At 68.2% G+C, this 15,029-nt stretch carries 9 protein-coding genes; 5 read left to right on the top strand and 4 right to left on the bottom strand.

The features are described 5' to 3' along the window. Positions 1 to 441 precede the first annotated feature (441 nt). The 4 genes from LMA02_RS05595 to LMA02_RS05580 all read left to right on the top strand — a co-directional run bounded on the left by LMA02_RS05595 (position 442) and on the right by LMA02_RS05580 (position 9,388). Positions 442 to 1,266, top strand: coding sequence for an IclR family transcriptional regulator (locus LMA02_RS05595; protein ID WP_228907205.1), 825 nt, complete (start codon positions 442 to 444; stop codon positions 1,264 to 1,266). A gap of 244 nt (positions 1,267 to 1,510) precedes the next feature. Next, entirely contained in the window at positions 1,511 to 2,941 is a 1,431-nt protein-coding gene (locus tag LMA02_RS05590) for an MdtA/MuxA family multidrug efflux RND transporter periplasmic adaptor subunit (protein ID WP_228907204.1), read from the top strand. A 15-nt stretch (positions 2,942 to 2,956) separates the two neighbouring features. Next, positions 2,957 to 6,076 carry an MdtB/MuxB family multidrug efflux RND transporter permease subunit gene (locus tag LMA02_RS05585; RefSeq protein ID WP_228907203.1) on the top strand — a complete coding sequence of 1,040 codons (3,120 nt, stop codon included), beginning with the start codon at positions 2,957 to 2,959 and terminating at the stop codon, positions 6,074 to 6,076. A 3-nt stretch (positions 6,077 to 6,079) separates the two neighbouring features. Beyond that, positions 6,080 to 9,388, top strand: a complete 3,309-nt coding sequence (locus LMA02_RS05580; protein ID WP_228907202.1) for an efflux RND transporter permease subunit — start codon at positions 6,080 to 6,082, stop codon at positions 9,386 to 9,388. 148 nt (positions 9,389 to 9,536) lie between these two features. Here the strand turns inward: LMA02_RS05580 and LMA02_RS05575 are convergent, their stop codons facing one another. The 4 genes from LMA02_RS05575 to LMA02_RS05560 form a co-directional block, all read right to left on the bottom strand. Beyond that, positions 9,537 to 10,499, bottom strand: coding sequence for an AraC family transcriptional regulator (locus tag LMA02_RS05575; RefSeq protein WP_228907201.1), 963 nt, complete (start codon positions 10,497 to 10,499; stop codon positions 9,537 to 9,539). A gap of 31 nt (positions 10,500 to 10,530) precedes the next feature. Next, positions 10,531 to 11,619: a porin gene (locus tag LMA02_RS05570; RefSeq protein ID WP_228907200.1), complete on the bottom strand. Its 1,089-nt coding sequence runs from the start codon at positions 11,617 to 11,619 to the stop codon at positions 10,531 to 10,533. An 89-nt stretch (positions 11,620 to 11,708) separates the two neighbouring features. Continuing rightward, the gene (locus tag LMA02_RS05565; RefSeq protein WP_228907199.1) at positions 11,709 to 13,913 is read right to left on the bottom strand and encodes a xanthine dehydrogenase family protein molybdopterin-binding subunit; all 2,205 of its coding nucleotides are present in this window, start codon (positions 13,911 to 13,913) and stop codon (positions 11,709 to 11,711) included. Beyond that, complete coding sequence (locus tag LMA02_RS05560) at positions 13,897 to 14,337, bottom strand: (2Fe-2S)-binding protein (RefSeq protein ID WP_006758311.1); 441 nt, start codon at positions 14,335 to 14,337, stop codon at positions 13,897 to 13,899. Before LMA02_RS05560 ends, LMA02_RS05565 begins: the two co-directional genes overlap by 17 nt. 277 nt (positions 14,338 to 14,614) lie before the next feature. Between LMA02_RS05560 and LMA02_RS05555 the strand changes: the two genes are divergently transcribed. Then, positions 14,615 to 14,998 carry a VOC family protein gene (locus LMA02_RS05555; RefSeq protein WP_228907198.1) on the top strand — a complete coding sequence of 128 codons (384 nt, stop codon included), beginning with the start codon at positions 14,615 to 14,617 and terminating at the stop codon, positions 14,996 to 14,998. Positions 14,999 to 15,029 lie beyond the last annotated feature (31 nt).

The following is a 15,029-nucleotide window of genomic DNA, read 5'->3' as shown; positions in this document are numbered from 1 at the left end:
AACAACAACTTTCCGCGATGCGGCATACTTCGATGTTTCTGAAACCGCTCTTCCCAGCTGCTGCGAACTTTGTTGCGCACCGATTTGACGGGCAAAAAAAAGCGCCACGGAGACCGTGGCGCTAAAAAAGTTCTAGCCATTCCGAGGGCCGTGCTAGAACCTGAGAGACTGCGCGAAACACCGTTGCCGGTTAAACTCCTGAAACGATGTTTCGAAAACGTGAGACATTCTTTCCGTTTCCGCCCGACAAGTCAAGCGGTATTTGCACCGGCTCCCGCACTTTCCAGCAATGGTCATTTGAGTACTTTCCTAATAAACCAAGGGTGAACCCGTAAAATCTCATACGATGAACGATTCACCCACGGAACATGCATCTTTTGACAATCATCTTACGATACCAACAAAATTGAAATCGAGTTTCGGAAATAGAGAGAATTCCTCGTGTCGACATCTGTAACGCCTCCCGCGCCCCGGGACCGCGAATCGTCGCCGGACGAGATCACCGCGCTCGCGCGCGGCCTCGCCGTGCTGCGCCGCATCGCGGCCGCCGACGCCCCCGTCAGCAACCGCGAGCTGACCGAATTGACGGGCATCCCGAAGCCGACCGTGTCGCGCATCACGGCGACGCTCGTCAGCGCCGGCTTCCTGTTCCAGCTGCCCGACAGCGAACGCTTCGTGCTGACCGCGTCGGTGCTGGAGCTGAGCCACGGCTTCCTGCGCAACTTCGACATCCGCGCGCGCTCGCGGCCGTTCATGATCGAGCTGGCCGAGCGCACGTCGCTGTCGGTGCACCTCGCGGTGCGCGACCGGCTCGACATGGTCGCGATCGACGTGATCCGGCCACGCTCGGCCGTGCTCGTCACGCGCCTCGAGATCGGCTCGCGGATGGACATCGCGCGCACCGCGGTCGGCCGCGCGTATCTCGCGGCGCTGGAGGACGACGAGCGGCGCACGCTGCTCGACGCGCTGCGCGCGACGGCCGGTGACGACTGGCCGCACGTGTCGGCGCGCCTGAACCCCGGTCTCGAGGACGCGATGCGTGCAGGCCACGCGATCGCGATCGGCGAATGGCGCGAAGGGCTGAACGCGGTCGCGGCCGGTTTCGTCGGCCCGTCGGGCCAGCGCTACTCGGTGAACTGCGGCGGCGCCTCGAGCCAGTGTTCGCCCGAATGGCTGCAGGAACACGTGGTGCCCGCGCTGCACGAATGCATCGCGAAAATCACCCGCGAGATCGGCGGCGCGCCGGCCCGGCGCAGCGCCGTGTAATCGATCCGTCACCGTCCCGTCGCGTTATGTAACGACCGTAACCCGTTGAAAGATAGAGCACTGGACTGTAACGGGGACGGGACGTAGGATCATGCCCATCGTCGCGCCGCATTCGCGGTGCGCACCGCTCTTTCCCGCGCGGACCGCGAGGGCCGGACCGAGCCGGCCCTCGCGGCATCGCATGCCCACGCGCCGCTCCACGCCTGTTTTCCGGCACGCCGCACCGTCTTCCAGACAGAACACGATGGACAACCAACAAAAGCCCACGCCCCCTTCGAAGGATCCCGCCTCCCCTGCCGCCCGTCGCCCGCGCCGCAGGCTGGTGATCGGGACGCTCGCAGTCGTCGTCATCGGCGGCCTGCTGTGGTGGCACCCGTGGAGCCGTACGCCGGCCGGCACGCAGGCAGCAGGCAGCGCGGCCTCCGGCGCGAGCGCCGGCGGCGGCCATCGCGGCCGCGGCGGCCCGGCCGCCATGGCGAACATTCCGCAGCCCGTGTCGGTCGCGACCGCGACGCAAGGCGAGATGCCGATCGTGCTGTCCGCGCTCGGCACCGTGACGCCGCTCGCGAACGTGACGGTCAAGACGCAGCTGTCGGGCTATCTGCAGTCCGTCGCATTCCAGGAAGGCCAGATCGTCAAGAAAGGCGACCTGCTCGCGCAGATCGACCCGCGTCCGTACCAGGTCGCGCTCGAAAACGCCGAAGGCACCCACGCCCGCGACGCAGCCTTGCTCGCGACGGCCCGCCTCGACCTGAAGCGCTACCAGACACTGCTGTCGCAGGACTCGATCGCGTCGCAGACGGTCGACACGCAGGCGTCGCTCGTCAAGCAATACGAAGGAACGGTGAAGACCGACCAGGCGGCGATCGATTCCGCGAAGCTGAACCTCACGTACGCACGCATCACGGCGCCGGTGTCGGGCCGCGTCGGCCTGCGCCAGGTCGACCCCGGCAACTACGTGACGGCGGGCGACACGAACGGGATCGTCGTGATCACGCAGCTGCAGCCGATGAGCGTGATCTTCACGACGTCGGAAGACAACCTGACGCCGATCCTCAAGCAGGTGAACGCGGGCAAGAAACTGTCGGTCACCGCGTACAACCGCAACAACACGGTGCCGCTCGAGACGGGTTCGCTCGAAACGCTCGACAACCAGATCGACACGAGCACCGGCACGGTCAAGCTGCGCGCGAAGTTCGATAACAAGGAAGGCCTGCTGTTCCCGAATCAGTTCGTGAACACGCGCCTGCTCGTCGACGTGCTGCGCAATGCGACGATCGTGCCGACGGCCGCCGTGCTGACGGGCTCGATCGGCCAGTTCGTGTACATCGTGAAACCCGACAATACGGTGACGGTGCGCAAGGTGACGATCGGCCCGGTCGACGGCGAACGCACCAGCATCGTGAGCGGCGTCGCGCTCGGCGAGCGCGTGGTCACCGACGGCTCCGACCGGCTGCGCGAAGGCGCGAAGATCACGATCCCGGCCGACAAGCCGAAAGGCGCGTCGGGCGCGCACGGCGCCGGCGCGGCGTCCGGTGCTGCGGGTGCTTCGGGTGCTGCGGGTGCTGCGGGTGCTGCGGGTGCTGCGGGTGCTTCGGGCGCATCGGGTGCGGCCGGCCACCGCGGCGGACACAAGCACGGCGCGTCGCAGGCCGCGGCCCCCGCGGCCCAGTAACGCGCGGGCCGCTCGATGAATCCATCCCGCCTCTTCATTCTCCGACCGGTCGGCACCGCCCTCCTGATGGCGGCGATCATGCTGGCCGGTCTCGTCGCGCTGCGCTTCCTGCCGCTCGCCGCGCTGCCCGAGGTCGACTACCCGACTATCCAGGTCCAGACCTTCTATCCGGGTGCGAGCCCCGAGGTGATGACGTCGTCGGTCACCGCGCCGCTCGAGCGGCAATTCGGGCAGATGCCGTCGCTGAACCAGATGTCGTCGCAAAGCTCGGCCGGCGCGTCGGTGATCACGCTGCAGTTCTCGCTCGACCTGCCGCTCGACATCGCCGAGCAGGAAGTCCAGGCCGCGATCAACGCGGCCGGCAACCTGCTGCCGTCCGACCTCCCGGCCCCGCCGATCTACGCGAAGGTCAACCCGGCCGACGCGCCGGTGCTGACGCTCGCCATCACGTCGAAGACCTTGCCGCTCACGCAGGTGCAGGACCTGACCGATACGCGCCTCGCGATGAAGATCTCGCAGATCGCCGGCGTCGGTCTCGTCAGCCTGTCGGGCGGCAACCGGCCGGCCGTGCGGATCCAGGCGAACCCGACCGCGCTCGCGCAGTACGGGATGAACCTCGACGACCTGCGCACGACGATCTCGAACCTGAACGTGAACACGCCGAAGGGCAACTTCGACGGCCCGACGCGCGCGTACACGATCAACGCCAACGACCAGCTCACCAGCGCCGACCAGTACAACTCCGCGGTCGTCGCGTACAAGAGCGGCCGCCCGGTGATGCTGACCGACGTCGCGAAGGTGGTCGCCGGCTCGGAGAACACCAAGCTCGGCGCGTGGGTGAACGCGGAGCCCGCGATCATCCTGAACGTGCAGCGCCAGCCGGGCGCGAACGTGATCGCGACCGTCGACGCGATCAAGGCGCAGTTGCCGAAGCTGCAGGAGACGCTTCCCGCGGCGCTCGACGTGCAGGTCGTCACCGACCGTACGACGATGATCCGCGCCGCCGTGCGCGACGTGCAGTTCGAGCTGCTGCTCGCGGTCGCGCTGGTCGTGCTGGTGATGTACCTGTTCCTCGCGAACGTCTACGCGACGATCATCCCGAGCCTGTCGGTGCCGCTGTCGCTGATCGGCACGCTCGCGGTGATGTACATGGCCGGCTTCTCGCTGAACAACCTGTCGCTGATGGCGCTCACCATCGCGACCGGCTTCGTCGTCGACGACGCGATCGTGATGATCGAGAACATCGCACGCTACGTCGAGGAAGGCCACACGAGCCTCGAGGCCGCGCTGAAGGGGTCGAGGCAGATCGGCTTCACGATCATCTCGCTGACGGTATCGCTGATCGCGGTGCTGATCCCGCTGCTGTTCATGGGCGACGTGGTCGGCCGCCTGTTCCACGAATTCGCGATCACGCTCGCGGTGACGATCGTGATCTCGGCGATCGTGTCGCTCACGCTCGTGCCGATGATGTGCGCGAAGCTCCTGCGCCATTCGCCGCCGCCGGAAAGCCACCGCTTCGAGGCGCGCGTGCACCGTGCGATCGACTGGGTGATCGCGCGCTACGGGGTCGCGCTCGAATGGGTGCTGAACCGCCAGGGCTCGACGCTCGTCGTCGCGCTGCTGACGCTCGCGCTGACCGCCCTGCTCTACGTATACATACCGAAGGGCTTCTTCCCCGCGCAGGATACCGGCGTGATCCAGGGGATCACGCAGGCGCCGCAGTCGATCTCGTACGGCGCGATGGCCGAACGCCAGCAGGCGCTCGCGGCCGAGATCCTGAAGGACCCGAACGTCGAAAGCCTCACGTCGTTCATCGGCGTCGACGGCAGCAACATCACGCTGAACAGCGGCCGGATGCTGATCAACCTGAAGGCGCGCGACAAGCGCTCCGAGTCGGCCGCGCAGATCATCCGCGACCTGCAGCAGCGCGTCGCGAACGTGACCGGCATCACGCTGTTCATGCAGTCGGTGCAGGATCTGACGATCGACTCGACCGTGAGCCCGACGCAGTACCAGTTCATGCTGACGAGCCCGAACCCCGACGAGTTCGCGACCTGGGTGCCGAAGCTCGTCACGCGGCTGCAGAAGGAGCCGTCGCTCGCCGACGTCGCGACCGACCTGCAGAGCAACGGCCAGTCGGTGTACATCGAGATCGACCGCGCCAGCGCCGCGCGCTTCGGCATCACGCCGGCGACCGTCGACAACGCGCTGTACGACGCGTTCGGCCAGCGCATCGTGTCGACGATCTTCACGCAGTCGAACCAGTACCGCGTGATTCTCGAGTCGGAGCCGAAGGAGCAGCATTACGCCGAATCGCTGAACGACATCTACCTGCCGTCCGCCGGCGGCGGCCAGGTGCCGCTGTCGTCGATCGCGTCGTTCCACGAACGGCCGTCGCCGCTGCTCGTCGCGCACCTGTCGCAGTTCCCGTCGACGACGATCTCGTTCAACCTCGCCCCGGGCGCGTCGCTCGGCGAGGCCGTGAAGGCGATCGGCGCCGCCGAGAAGGACATCGGCCTGCCCGGCTCGTTCCAGACCCGCTTCCAGGGCGCGGCGCTCGCGTTCCAGGCGTCGCTGTCGAACCAGCTGTTCCTGATCCTCGCGGCGGTCGTCACGATGTACATCGTGCTCGGCGTGCTGTACGAGAGCTACATCCACCCGATCACGATCCTGTCGACGCTGCCGTCGGCCGGCGTCGGCGCGCTGCTCGCGCTGATGATCACCGGGCACGACCTCGACATCATCGGGATCATCGGGATCGTGCTGCTGATCGGCATCGTGAAGAAGAACGCGATCATGATGATCGACTTCGCGCTCGAGGCCGAACGGGTCGAAGGCAAGCCGCCGCGCGAGGCGATCTACCAGGCGTGCCTGCTGCGCTTCCGGCCGATCCTGATGACGACGCTCGCCGCGTTGCTCGGCGCGGTGCCGCTGATCGTCGGCGCCGGCGCGGGCTCCGAGCTGCGCCAGCCGCTCGGGATCGCGATCGCCGGCGGCCTGATCGTGTCGCAGGTGCTGACGCTGTTCACGACGCCGGTGATCTATCTCGGCTTCGACAGCCTCGCGCGCCGCGTGCGCGGCTGGTTCGAGCGGCACGGCCCCGGCGCCGACGCCGGCAAGCACACGGGCGCATAAGCGATGAACCTGTCGCGCCCCTTCATCACCCGCCCCGTCGCGACGACGCTGCTCGCGCTCGGCGTCGCGCTCGCCGGCCTGTTCGCGTTCATCAAGCTGCCGGTGTCGCCGCTGCCGCAGGTCGACTTCCCGACCATCTCGGTGCAGGCGTCGCTGCCCGGCGCGAGCCCCGAGACCGTCGCCACCAGCGTGACGAGCCCGCTCGAGCGGCACCTGGGCTCGATCGCCGACGTCAGCGAAATGACGTCGACCAGCACGGTCGGCAACGCGCGGATCATCCTGCAGTTCGGGCTGAACCGCGACATCGACGGCGCCGCGCGTGACGTGCAGGCCGCGATCAACGCGGCCCGCGCCGACCTGCCCGCCTCGCTGAAGAGCAACCCGACGTACCGCAAGGTCAACCCGGCCGACTCGCCGATCATGATCGTGTCGCTCACGTCGGAAACGTCGTCGCCCGCGAAGCTGTACGACGCCGCGTCGACGGTGCTGCAGCAGTCGCTGTCGCAGATCGACGGGATCGGCCAGGTGTCGGTGAGCGGTTCCGCGAACCCGGCCGTGCGCGTCGAGCTCGAACCGCATGCGCTGTTCCACTACGGGATCGGCCTCGAGGACGTGCGGGCCGCGCTCGCGTCCGCGAACGCGAACAGCCCGAAAGGCGCGATCGAATCCGGCCCGAAGCACTACCAGCTCTATACGAACGACCAGGCCTCGCATGCGTCGCAGTACAGCGACCTGGTCGTCGCGTACCGCAACGGCGCGGCCGTGCGGCTGTCCGACCTGTCCGAGGTCGTCGACTCGGTCGAGGACCTGCGCAACCTCGGCCTGTCGAACGGCAAGCGCGCGGTGCTCGTGATCCTCTACCGCTCGCCCGGCGCGAACATCATCGAGACGATCGACCGCGTGCGCACGGCGCTGCCGCAGCTCACCGCGTCGCTGCCGGCCGACATCACGGTGACGCCGGTGCTCGACCGTTCGACGACGATCCGGGCGTCGCTGAAGGACACCGAGCACACGCTGCTGATCGCGATCAGCCTGGTCGTGATGGTCGTGTTCCTGTTCCTGCGCAACTGGCGCGCGACGCTGATTCCGAGCGTGGCGGTGCCGATCTCGATCATCGGCACGTTCGGCGCGATGTACCTGCTCGGCTTCTCGATCGACAATCTGTCGCTGATGGCGCTGATCGTCGCGACCGGCTTCGTCGTCGACGATGCGATCGTCGTGCTCGAGAACATCACGCGCCACATCGAGAACGGCAAGCCGCGGCTGCAGGCCGCGTTCGACGGCGCGCGCGAGGTCGGCTTCACGGTCCTGTCGATGAGCATCTCGCTCGTCGCGGTGTTCCTGCCGATCCTGCTGATGGGCGGCATCGTCGGGCGCCTGTTCCGCGAATTCGCGCTGACGCTGTCGCTCGCGATCGCCGTATCGCTCGCGGTATCGCTGACGGTCACGCCGATGATGTGCGCGCGGCTGCTGCGCGAGCCGCACGACGCGCACGAGGAAGGCCACCTCGGCCGGTTCCTGGAGCGCTTCTTCACGCGGATGCAGCGCGGCTACGAGCGCTCGCTGTCGTGGGCGCTGCGCCGCCCGCTGCTGGTCCTGCTGATCCTGTTCGCGACGATCGGGCTGAATGTCTATCTGTACATCATCGTGCCGAAGGGCTTCTTTCCGCAGCAGGACACCGGGCTGATGATCGGCGGCATTCGGGCCGACCAGTCCACGTCGTTCCAGGCGATGAAGCAGAAGTTCACCGAGATGATGCGGATCGTGCAGAGCAACCCGAACGTGCAGAGCGCCGCGGGCTTTACCGGCGGCACGCAGACCAATTCGGGCTTCATGTTCGTCACGCTGAAGGACCGCACCGAGCGCAAGCTGTCGGCCGACCAGGTGATCCAGCAACTGCGCAAGCCGCTGGCGGATGTCGCCGGTGCGAGCACGTTCCTGCAGGCCGCTCAGGACATCCGCGTCGGCGGCCGGCAGAGCAACGCGCAATACCAGTTCACGCTGCTCGGCGATTCGAGCGCCGACCTGTACAAGTGGGGGCCGCTGCTGACCGAGGCGCTGCAGAAGCGCTCCGAGCTGACCGACGTCAACTCGGACCAGCAGCAAGGCGGCCTGGAGGCGATGGTGACGATCGACCGCGCGACCGCCGCGCGGCTCGGCATCAAGCCCGCGCAGATCGACAACACGCTGTACGACGCGTTCGGCCAGCGCCAGGTCTCGACGATCTACAACCCGCTGAACCAGTACCACGTCGTGATGGAAGTCGCGCCGAAATACTGGCAGAGCCCGCAAATGCTGAACGAAGTGTGGATCAGCAAGTCGGGCGGCAGCGCGAACGGCTCGCAGTCGACCAACGCGGCGGCCGGCACCTTCGTCGCGACCTCGGCCGGCACGTCAAGCGCCGGCACGGCCGCCACCAGCGCCGCGGCGATCGCGTCCGATTCCGCGCGCAACCAGGCGTTGAACTCGATCGCGTCGAGCGGCAAGTCGAGCGCGTCGTCGGGCGCGGCGGTGTCGACGTCGAAGTCGACGATGATCCCGCTGTCCGCGATCGCGACCTTCGGCCCGAGCACGACGCCGCTGTCGGTCAACCATCAGGGCCTCTTCGTCGCGACGACGATCTCGTTCAACCTGCCCCCGGGCGTGTCGCTGTCGCAGGCGACCCAGGTGATCTACCAGACGATGGCGCAGATCGGCGTGCCGCCGACGATCGTCGGCAGCTTCCAGGGCACCGCGCAGGCGTTCCAGCAATCGCTGAACAATCAGCCGATCCTGATCCTCGCGGCGCTGCTGGCCGTCTACATCGTGCTCGGGATCCTGTACGAGAGCTACATCCACCCGATCACGATCCTGTCGACGCTGCCGTCGGCCGGCGTGGGCGCACTGCTCGCGCTGCTGCTGTTCAAGACCGAGTTCAGCATCATCGCGCTGATCGGCGTGATCCTGCTGATCGGCATCGTGAAGAAGAACGCGATCATGATGGTCGACTTCGCGATCGACCAGACGCGCAACGGCAACAAGTCGTCGTACGATGCGATCCACGAGGCGTGCCTGCTGCGCTTCCGGCCGATCATGATGACGACGATGGCAGCGCTCCTCGGCGCGTTGCCGCTCGCGTTCGGCCATGGCGACGGCGCCGAGCTGCGCGCGCCGCTCGGGATCGCGATCGCCGGCGGCCTGATCATGTCGCAGGTGCTGACGCTCTATACGACGCCGGTCGTCTATTTATACATGGACCGGCTGCGTGTGCGGTTCGAGAAGCGCCGCAACCGCAGCGGCAATTCGGGCGAACCGGCGGTGGCCGGCGAGTAACGCGTAACGGCACACGGCCGTACACGGAGCGACGGAGCCTGCGGCGCCGCCCCGCTCCGCGGCGGTGGCGTACGGCTACCCGCGCGCGACCGCTTCGGGAAGCGCGAGCCCGCGGGCAAGCGCGAGCACCCGATAGCGCGACGCGCCGTCATCCATGTCGTGCGAGGTCGTACAGATCCCGCGCGTTGCGCGCATAGCGGCGCGGCGCCATCCCCGACCAGCGATGGAACGCGCGCGCGAACGCCTTTTCCGACGTGTAGCCGACCCGCTCGGCGATCTCGATCAGCCGCAGCTTGCCGTGCGCGAGCTCGCCGCTCGCCAGGTACATCCGGTAGGCGGTCAGGTGACCGATCGGCGTCTCGCCGACCAGTTCGGCGAAACGCGCGCAAAAGCGCGAGCGCGACATGCCGGCCTCGGCCGCGAGACTCGCGAGCTGCCAGTCGCGGCGCGGGTCGCGGTGCATCAGCGCCATCGCGCGGCCGATCTGCGCATCGGTCAGGCCGCGCAGCCAGCCCGTGTGATTCGCCGACGACTGCAGGTGCGCGCGCAACAGCTGCACGAACAGCACGTCGGCCAGACGCGTCGCGGCGACGGCCCAGCCGGGCTGGCACGCCATCGATTCCTCGATGAAGCTCTGCAGCGTGCTCGCGAGCCACGGCGCGACGGCCGCGTCGTTCGCGCGGACGTGAATCAGCGGCGGCAGCACGGAGAACAGCGGGCTGCGCACGATGTCGCGATAAATGACGATCCCGGTATAGAGGTCGCTCGTCGCGCCGCCGCCGCCCGCGACGAATTCGAGCGGCGTGTCGAAGCGCGGCCGGATGCCCTTGTCCGCCATCAGCGTATCGAACGGCACCGGCGGCTCGTCGAGCGACGATGCCATCACATGCTCGTCGCCGTGCGGCAGCAGCACGAAGTCGCCCGGCTCGACGTGCACGGGCGCGGCCCCCGCGACCGCCAGGAAGAACGGGCTGCCCGCACAGGTGCGAAACGGCGCGCCCGCGACGGCCGGCTTGCGAATCGCCCACGGCGCGCTCAGCGTGAAGCGCCCAGTGACGACTGCATCGGCCCGCAGGTCGGTCAGCACGTCGCTGAGAAGATCGGTCATCATCGTCGGAGTCTCCGTGGTGCGCGCCGCCGGCTCAGAAGCGCTGCTGGATGCCCGCCATCACGCCGACCTGGTTCTGGCCGGCGCCGACGGTGCCGCCGGCCGCCACCGCCGACGTGCCGAGTGCGCTGTTCGTCATGTAGCCGACGGACGTATAGACCATCGTACGCTTCGACAGGCTGTAGTTCGCCCGCGCGACGAACAGGTTCGAGTCGAAGCGGCTGCGCAGCAGGTAGCGCACGGCCTGTGCGTCGAATGATAGCGCCGGCGTTGCCTGGACCGTGCCGCCCGCGAAGAAGATGTCCGACTGGCTGTGCGCCGCGGCCGCTGTGTTGCGGCGGATCCAGCCCGCGCCGAGTTTCGCGATGCCGAATTTCACATACGCGTCGACGATCGTGCGCGTGTCCGTATAGCCGGGGCTCGACAGCGGCGCCGACGCGCCCGCGCCGCCATGCATCACATCATACGAAGCGGCCGCGCCGAACTGCGGCGCGTCGTACGCCACCATCATCGTGTACTGGCGGCAGGCGACCGGGTCGCCCGCCACGTTGCCCGCGCAATGGGTCGCGGACGGGCCGGCCGGGCCCGCGTCGTCGCGCCCGGTGCTGTAGGTGCCGCCGAGCGTCACGCCGCCGAAGCGGCCGAGATACCCGAGCGCGTTGTCGCTGCGCGCGTTCGGCAAGTAGCTGTCGAAGCTCGCCATCGAATGGATCGACGGGCCGATCACGTCGGCATTGAGCAGCACCCGCATCGACATGTTCATCTGCCGCCCGAGCGTGAGCGCGCCGTACGGCGACTCGATGCCGACGTTCGCCTGCCGGCCGAACAGGCGGCCGCCGTAGTTCAGCGCCCCCGAGTTCGGCGCGAAGCCGTTCTCGAGCACGAAGAACGTGCGATAGCCGCCGCCGAGATCCTCGACGCCGCGCAACCCGAAGCGCGACGGCACTTCACCGGTCAGCGACGGCATGCCGGCGACCGAGCCGCCACCCGCCGCATTGTTGTAGTACTGGACGCCGGTGTCGACGATGCCGTACAGCGTCACGCTGCTCTGCGCATGCGCGCCCGGCGACGCGGCGGCGGCCGCGAACGAAACGGCCGTCGCGGCCGTGCGGAAGGTTTTCATGGAAGTCTCCAGACCAGTTGTGTAGTTATGCTTGATATTTATCGGCGGCGCACCGGGCGCCGCCGGTCTTGGGGGAATGCTGGAATCGCTCAGGTCGCGAGCGGCGTGGCGAACGGCATCGAGCGTGGCCGCTCGCCGGTCGCGCGCCAGATCGCATCGGCGACGGCCGGCGCGACGGGCGGCAGCGCGACTTCGCCGCAGCCTTGCGGATCACGATCGCTGTCGACGATCACGACGTCGATCTTCGGCATCGCGGCCAGACCGAGCAGCGGATAGTCGGCGAAATTGCGCTGCACGACCGCGCCGTGCTCGAACGTGATCTCGCTCCTGAACGTATTGGTCAGCGCGAAACCGACACCGCCTTCGACCATCTCGCGGATCAGCAGCGGATTGATCGCGCGGCCGCAGTCGATCCCGCACACGATCCGCTCGAGCTTCACGTGGCCGCCCGTCACCCGCACGTCGGCGATCGCCGCGACGTAGGTGTTGAACGCGCCACCGCGCCCCGTGTACAGCGAATACGCGACGCCGCGCGACACGCCGGCCGGCGCGCGGCCGAACCAGTTCGCGCGCGCGGCCGTCGCGTCGAGCACGCGCAGCGCGAGCGGGTCGTGCTTCAGCAGAGCGCGCCGGTATCGCACGGGGTCGGCACGGACCGTGTGCGCGAGCTCGTTCACGAAACTCTCGAGGAAAAACACCGTCGACGTGCTGCCGACGCTGCGCATGAAGCTGACCGGAATCGGCTGCATCACCGTGACCGAATCGACCAGCAGGTTCGGCACGTCGTAGCAAAGGTCGTACAGGCCGTCGAGCATCGTCTCGTCCCAGCCGCCCGCCTTCTCGTAGCGGTCGCGCTTGATCGCCGCATACAGCGAGTGGCCGGCGACGCGCGCATGCAGCGCGACCGGCAGCCCGTCGGTGCCGAGCGCCGCGCGCAACCGCGCCGACGCGCACGGCCGATAGAAGCCGTGACGGATGTCGTCCTCGCGCGAGCGGATCACCTTCACGGGCCGCCCGACCGCCTTCGACGCGACGGCCGCGTGCACGACGAAATCGGGCACGTACTTGCGGCCGAAGCTGCCGCCGAGAAACGTCGTGTTGACGATCACGCGCTCGGCCGGCACGTTGAACAGCGCCGACAGCGTCCAGCGCACCTTGTCCTGCCCCTGGATCGGCCCCCACACCTCGATCTCGCCCGCCCGCACGTGCACGGTCGCGTTCACGGGTTCCATCGTCGCGTGAACGATGTACGGCGTGTGGTAGTCGGCTTCGACGATCGTGCCGGCCTCGGCGAGCCGGCGCGCGGGCTCGCCGATCGTCGTGGCGACCACCGCGTGCCCGGCCTGCAGCGCACCCTTGCGCTGCGCGAGGATCGTCGCGCTGTCGAACGCCGGTGTCGTGCCGACGTCCCACACGATGTCCGCCGCGTCGCACGCCTTCTTCGCCTGCCAGTAGGTGTGCGCGACGACGATCACTGCGTCCTTCGCGAGCACGACGTCCACGACGCCCGGCATCGCGCGCAGCGCGTCGCGGTTCTTCACGGCCGTCGGCCGGCCGTTCAGCGTCGGCGCCATCGTCAGCGCGCCGACCAGCATGCCGGGCACCTGCACGTCGATGCCGAAGATCGCGCTGCCGTCGACCTTCGCGGGCACGTCGAGCTTGTGCAACGCACGCCCGATCAACGTGTGCGCGGATGGCGGCTTCAGGCGCGGCTGCGGATCGGGCGGCAGCTTTGCGGCAGCGTCGACGAGCGCGCCATACGACAGCGACCGGCCGCTCGGCGCATGGATCACGCGGCCGTCGCGCGTCACGCACTGCGTGTCGCGCACGCCGAGCCGCGCGGCACCGGCCCGCAGGAACGCCGAGCGCGCCTGCGCGCCCGCGATGCGCAGCCGGGTGTAGAACATCGTCGCCGACATCGACGCGCCGACGAACTGCTGCGGCGCCTCGTTCGCGGCGTCGATCCGGTACGCATCGCGCCCCGTGACGAACTCGACCGTCACGCTGCGCCAGTCGGCATCCATCTCGTCGGCAAGCACCTGCGGCAGCCCCGTGTAGACGCCCTGCCCGACTTCCGCCTGCGACAGGCCGATGATCGTCCGGCCGTCGGCGTCGATGCGCACCCAGTCGTTGATCTCGCGAAAGCGCGCGCCGTCGCCGGCCGCCTGCACGACGTCGCCGATCGCGAGCGGCAGCAGCAGGCTGCCCGCCAGCGCGACGCCGCCTTGCAGGAACACGCGCCGCGACGCATTCGGCGCATGCCGCGCCCGCCCCGCGTCAGCCGGCCGCGACATGGATCGCCTCGCGAATGCGTTGATAGGTCGCGCAGCGGCACAGGTTCGTGACGGCCTGGTCGATCTGCGCGTCGGTCGGCTTGCGATGCTGCGCGAGCAGCGCGGCGGTGGCCATCACCATCCCCGACTGGCAGTAGCCGCACTGCGGCACGTCCTTCTCGATCCACGCGCGCTGCACCGGGTGCGAGCGATCGTGCGACAGCCCTTCGATCGTCGTGACCGAGCGGCCCGCGACGCTCGCGGCCGGCAGCACGCAGGAACGCGCGGCTTCGCCGTCGAGATGGACGGTGCAGGCGCCGCATGCGCCGATGCCGCACCCGTATTTGGTGCCGGTGAGGCGGGCCGAGTCGCGAATGACCCATAACAGCGGCGTATCGGGATCGCCGTCGAAATCGAACGGCTGGCCGTTCAGCGTGAAGCGCATCGTCTGTCTCCCTGTCGCGCATCGCCGGTTCGTCATCCGGCGGATGACGGCGATGGTTGACAGAGATTCTTGGCGGCGCAAAAAGCCGCGCCAATGACCTTTGCTCCCGAAAAAGTAGCCGATCGTCCAGATCGTTTCAGCCGACGATTCAGGCCCGGCCGCCGCGGCTGCCGCCGGCGAGGCGGGCCGCGTTCGCCCGGGATCCGGCTTGCACGCGGGCGGCGATCGACTATCGTGTGTCCATGCCCACCCTCGCGCCCGTTCCCGGGGACCTGCCATGAACGTCCAGCTGAACCATACGATCGTCTGGTGTCGCGACAAGCACGCGTCGAGCCGCTTCCTCACCGAGCTTCTGGAACTGCCGGCGCCGACGCCGTTCGGCCCGATGCTGGTCGTCCCGCTCGAAAACGGCGTGTCGCTCGATTTTTATGAAAAGGAGGGAGAGATCGCGGCCCAGCACTACGCATTCCTGACCGACGAGGCCGGCTTCGATCGCGTGTACGCGCGCATTCGCGAGCGCGGACTGCCGCACTGGGCCGATCCGGCGAAGCGGCAGCCCGGTGAGATCTACCGCCATTACGGCGGGCGCGGCGTGTATTTCGACGATCCGGATGGTCACTTCCTCGAAGTGATGACGCAGCCGTACGTGCTGAACGGATAACGGGACGCGTCGGCCGGCGTTGCACCGGCCG

Source organism: Burkholderia sp. B21-005 (assembly GCF_020843965.1).
Classification (GTDB): Bacteria; Pseudomonadota; Gammaproteobacteria; order Burkholderiales; family Burkholderiaceae; genus Burkholderia; species Burkholderia ambifaria.
The sequence above is the reverse complement of the archived record's forward strand: the minus strand, read 5'-3'. Positions and strand labels throughout refer to the sequence as shown.

Excerpts from the sequence above, each read along its gene's own strand:
- LMA02_RS05585 (WP_228907203.1), top strand. The coding sequence starts at position 2,957 with ATGAATCCATCCCGCCTCTTCATTCTCCGACCGGTCGGCACCGCCCTC.
- LMA02_RS05560 (WP_006758311.1), bottom strand. The coding sequence starts at position 14,337 with ATGCGCTTCACGCTGAACGGCCAGCCGTTCGATTTCGACGGCGATCCC.
- LMA02_RS05590 (WP_228907204.1), top strand. The coding sequence starts at position 1,511 with ATGGACAACCAACAAAAGCCCACGCCCCCTTCGAAGGATCCCGCCTCC.
- LMA02_RS05570 (WP_228907200.1), bottom strand. The coding sequence starts at position 11,619 with ATGAAAACCTTCCGCACGGCCGCGACGGCCGTTTCGTTCGCGGCCGCC.
- LMA02_RS05555 (WP_228907198.1), top strand. The coding sequence starts at position 14,615 with ATGAACGTCCAGCTGAACCATACGATCGTCTGGTGTCGCGACAAGCAC.
- LMA02_RS05565 (WP_228907199.1), bottom strand. The coding sequence starts at position 13,913 with ATGTCGCGGCCGGCTGACGCGGGGCGGGCGCGGCATGCGCCGAATGCG.
- LMA02_RS05580 (WP_228907202.1), top strand. The coding sequence starts at position 6,080 with ATGAACCTGTCGCGCCCCTTCATCACCCGCCCCGTCGCGACGACGCTG.
- LMA02_RS05575 (WP_228907201.1), bottom strand. The coding sequence starts at position 10,499 with ATGATGACCGATCTTCTCAGCGACGTGCTGACCGACCTGCGGGCCGAT.